Consider the following 3206-nt stretch of genomic DNA (forward strand, 5'->3'; position numbering starts at 1 on the left):
CAAAGCCCGCAAAGCAATGGCATCTCGGAGGCGTTCGTGAAGACGCTGAAGCGCGACTACGTCCAGGTGACGCCGCTGCCCGATGCACAGACCGTTCTCGGATTGATCGGAGCCTGGATCGAGGACTACAACGAAAACCACCCGCACTCAGGGCTGAAGATGCGCTCGCCCCGCGAGTTCATCGCAGCTCAAACCGCAACCGCCTGAGTGTCCGATGAAACGGGGGCAAGACCAATCTGGACTGCCGAGGGCTGGCTGTATGTCGCCGTCGTGCTGGACCTGTTCTCCCGGCGCGTCGTCGGCTGGTCCATGAAGGCCGAACGGGACGCATCTCTGGTCATGGATGCCCTGATGATGGCGGTCTGGCGGCGCGGAAAAGCTGACGCGCTGCTGCATCATTCGGACCAGGGTTCGCAATACACCAGCGAGCAGTTCCAGCGCCTGCTCCATGACCACGGTATCACCTGCTCCATGAGCCGGGCCGGCAACGTGTGGGACAACTCAGCCATGGAGAGCTTCTTCTCTTCGCTGAAGACCGAGCGCACCGCCCGCAAGGTCTACCGCACGCGTGACGCCGCCCGGGCCGACGTGTTCGACTACGTCGAGCGCTTCTACAATCCGCAGCGACGCCATTCGAAGCTGGGCTATCTCAGCCCAGTGGCGTTCGAGGCCCGCGCTATGCAAACTTAACCTGGTGTCCACGAAACCGGCAGCAGGCCAGAATGATCGCGTTGATCGGGATCCGAGCCATGGTGACAGCATTGCGCCCCTGAAAAGATCGGGAGCTTCCAACTGGTTTAGCTCGCAGCCTGAAATGCGCTGTTTGCAGTCAGCGTCTCGCCAATTTGCCAGATCGTAGAGTTTCCACACAGGCTAAGCCCTCTCCAGCCACCAACCGCAGATATTACGCGGCTGGAACGGCTCGAAGACATGGACGACGAGTTCTTCGACGCGCTCGATCGATCGGTGGCATCCTACGACAAGCCGCTCAGAGGAGGATGTGAGTGACGTCCCTACCCTCATAATCGACCGGAATCCCTGCCCCTTCTTGTGATATGGTATGGTATGGTATGGTATGGTAGCACAGGCTATCCTTTGACATTCTTAATACCTTCGTCTGCTGGCTTGCCTTCCCACGCGTTCATCAGGCGATGGAGCTGAATGTAATACGGATAGCGCTCATCCTCACACATCGTCTTAAATCGCTCTAAAACCTCAGCCGCTCCCTTGATCGAAAGCTGGCTCTCTCGCCGAACTTCGCGGCTCGGCCACCGTTCTGTCTGCACGGGCGGCGTAGGTTCTACCCTCCTCCCCGGCTGGAATTCCTGCGACAGTTTCCCGAAATCTATCTTACCACTCATGACTGCCTCACCTTCTCGATCACTTCCGACGCAAAAGCTTCTGCGTTTTCGATCGCCTTATCGACGCCTCCCACCTGCGCCCGATCGAGGTCGTAAAGAGACCCGCCGTAGCTATGCAAGCTGCTAAATGCGGTTCTCGCGTTCAATTCCGTTCTGAACGTATCAACGTTCCCCCTCATCGCGGCGTTGATCTCTCGTTCGTTTCGCGCCTTCACTGCCGCCTTCGTCCGTGCGAACAGAATGGCAGCCGGGATTTCCCTTCTTAGGGCGCGAGCCTGCATCCTGATCTGCGCGAGAGCTTCAACGGCGGCGTCTGCGTCCTGCTGCTCGTCGCCGGTCGGCACGATTACCAGATTACTCTCGGCCAGAACCATCGCGTTTAACTGAGTGGCCGCCCCTTCGAGATCAAGGATCACAAACGCGGCGCGTCTCGAAGCCGTATCTATTTCATCCTGAATCGAGCGTTCCCCTGCGGATTTCACGATCCGAAGATTACCGGGCAACGACCCACGCTTCGACCACGCTAGGGCGCGCCCGGCAGGGTCGGCGTCTATGATCTCAACAGATACGCCCTGGGCGAGCGTCGTCGCGAGCACTATGGCCGAGGTCGTCTTCCCGGCGCCCCCTTTTGGGGTAGCAAATGATACTATTGGCATTGTTGTCCCTCAGTATAGTATAGTATCCTATGCTCTCGTTGTGTTGTCTATAGTATCCTATGCTACCATACGATATGCTATGGTAGCATATCTTCTATGTCCGTCGTCGGATGATTTGAGACTGCCGGCGTCGCTCAGGATCGGAGGGTCTGGTCCCTATGGGTTAAGGTTAGGCGGCGCGGGCGTGGTGCTGCAAGCACCGTTGGGTGAGGGTCTGTTTCTTGATCCGCGCCCGCTCGGCCAGGATGGCCTAAGTCGCGTCCGTCAACGTGGTGTAATTTTGGGTGTGGTTCCGGGCCGTCATGATCAGGCGGCTCTCGGTGTAATCTGAAGCGGTTTCTCCTCCTCGTTTGCTGGCGGGATCAGGTCGGCCATGGCCTCGACCTGCATGTATCGGTGCTGAAGCTGCCACTCGTCGTTGGCTTCGAGCAGGACAGCGCCGATGAGGCGGACGATGACGGCCTCGACAATCTTGCCAACGGCCGTCTCGAGACGGTGCCGGACCGCCAAGACGCCCATCGCTCCCTAGCGGTGACGGCGGGGGCACCCGGAAGACGACGTTGACGTGGTGGCCGTCGATCTCGACGCGTCGGATCATCGCCCGGATGATCTCGCGCGTGCCGTTCCAGTCCAGCTCGTCCAAGCCTCCACGGACCCTCTCGGCGAACTCGTCCAGACGGCCGAGGAGCAGCGTCAGGTTCCGCTCTGCCTCGACGTCCGCGAGCAGCCTCTGGCGTTCCGCCTCGAGGTGGCCCAGTCGTCGCCTCATCCCGTCGATGCGGGGCTCGAACTCGCCGCGCTCGATCAATCCCTCAGCATAGCCGTCGATGAGCCGCCCGATGCCGCGGCGCAGGGCGGCGATCCGGCGCTCGAGATCGGCGCCGTCGCCCGTCTCGCCGGGGTTCTCGCGCGCCTGATCGAGCCGGCGCTGGTACTCCGCCGCCACGCGCCCGGGCTCTTCCAGAACGGTCCTGATCTCGTCCCACACAGCCTGCTCAGGCGGTCGCTGCGCACCGACCTGCTGTCGCAGACCGCCTGCCCGGCGAAGCGGTGCGCATCGGTTGGACGCGCTACCCCAGATGCGACTTCGGATCCCGTGAAAGTTTCTCTCGTCGGTGTCCGCGGCCGAGGATGTTGGCCCTGAACACCTCGGCCGGCGTTCGGAAGCCCAAGCACTTGCGCGGCGTGG

The 3206-nt window shown here is 61.0% G+C and carries 5 protein-coding genes and 1 pseudogene; 3 read left to right on the forward strand and 3 right to left on the reverse strand.

The window, feature by feature from the left end; genetic code table 11:
- On the forward strand, positions 1-207 hold a 207-nt coding region (locus tag H5395_RS18000), incomplete at its 5' end, for an integrase core domain-containing protein (protein ID WP_182793887.1).
- Positions 208-690 (forward strand): IS3 family transposase, encoded by a 483-nt coding sequence (locus H5395_RS18005; RefSeq protein WP_370576502.1) that lies wholly within the window; start codon positions 208-210, stop codon positions 688-690.
- A 398-nt stretch (positions 691-1088) separates the two neighbouring features.
- Here the strand turns inward: H5395_RS18005 and H5395_RS18010 are convergent, their stop codons facing one another.
- The 3 genes and pseudogenes from H5395_RS18010 to H5395_RS18020 form a co-directional block, all read right to left on the reverse strand.
- On the reverse strand, positions 1089-1361 hold the full coding sequence (locus tag H5395_RS18010; RefSeq protein ID WP_182793889.1) for a hypothetical protein: 273 nt from the start codon (positions 1359-1361) through the stop codon (positions 1089-1091).
- Positions 1358-2017, reverse strand: a complete 660-nt coding sequence (locus H5395_RS18015; protein ID WP_182793890.1) for a ParA family protein — start codon at positions 2015-2017, stop codon at positions 1358-1360. The genes H5395_RS18010 and H5395_RS18015 overlap by 4 nt, the downstream gene beginning before the upstream one ends.
- A 306-nt stretch (positions 2018-2323) precedes the next feature.
- Positions 2324-2482, reverse strand: a pseudogene (locus tag H5395_RS18020) (IS256 family transposase); the annotation flags it as partial.
- A gap of 100 nt (positions 2483-2582) precedes the next feature.
- Between H5395_RS18020 and H5395_RS18025 the strand changes: the two are divergent.
- On the forward strand, positions 2583-3161 hold the full coding sequence (locus tag H5395_RS18025; protein ID WP_182793892.1) for a hypothetical protein: 579 nt from the start codon (positions 2583-2585) through the stop codon (positions 3159-3161).
- Positions 3162-3206 lie beyond the last annotated feature (45 nt).

The sequence above is a fragment of the Paracoccus sp. MC1854 genome (assembly GCF_014164635.1).
GTDB lineage: Bacteria > Pseudomonadota > Alphaproteobacteria > Rhodobacterales > Rhodobacteraceae > Paracoccus.

Bases quoted from the DNA above. Each gene is read 5' to 3' on its own strand.
- H5395_RS18015 (WP_182793890.1), bottom strand. From the start codon at position 2,017: ATGCCAATAGTATCATTTGCTACCCCAAAAGGGGGCGCCGGGAAGACG.
- H5395_RS18010 (WP_182793889.1), bottom strand. From the start codon at position 1,361: ATGAGTGGTAAGATAGATTTCGGGAAACTGTCGCAGGAATTCCAGCCG.